Source organism: Salinisphaera sp. SWV1 (genome assembly GCF_052044155.1).
Lineage (GTDB): Bacteria > Pseudomonadota > Gammaproteobacteria > Nevskiales > Salinisphaeraceae > Salinisphaera.
This window is the reverse complement of record NZ_JBQDYE010000164.1, coordinates 1-564: the sequence shown is the minus strand read 5'-3', so window position 1 is coordinate 564 and position 564 is coordinate 1. Positions and strand designations below refer to the sequence as shown.

1 pseudogene is annotated in these 564 nt (G+C 42.0%); it reads left to right on the top strand.

Annotation, left to right across the window (positions count from 1 at the left end):
• Positions 1 to 410 precede the first annotated feature (410 nt).
• Positions 411 to 564: pseudogene (locus tag ACS8YF_RS20040) on the top strand (YcgJ family protein); the annotation flags it as partial.

Here is a 564-nt window from a genome sequence, read left to right as displayed (position 1 = left end):
TATTCAGAGTAAAAGTCTATTCTGTGATAAATGGCGCTGATTCATAGCTTAAAAAATACCCTTGTCAATCAACCCATTGCCGTCGTACTTTTGATTGTTCTTATTTACGCTTCCTTTTTCCGCACCCTAATCGTGACAGCATCTCCAGACCTGTTTAAATATCCAGTATTGAGGCAAGTGTATTTTTTCACCACGCCAGGCTTTCTTAACTTTCCATTTTTTGCGGCATCATTAAAGAACAGATACCCGTTATCTTAATATCCGCCACAGAATTGCTCTATCATAGAAACCGCAGAAGACGTCTGATACTTCTGTCAGGTCATCGTAACTCGTCCAGGTCAGCGGTTTTGATTACGGATTGATGATGAAATGAGCATAAGTGTTGTACGGTTGGATTATCAGGATGTGCTATGAATATGATGCGTATTTTTTATATCGGATTGTCAGGTGTGGGGATGATGTTCTCATCAATGGCGTCTGGAAATGACGCTGGCGGGCTTCAATCTCCTGCGTGTGGCGTTGTTTGCGACCCGTATATTTGTGTGAGTTCAGATGGCATTTCCC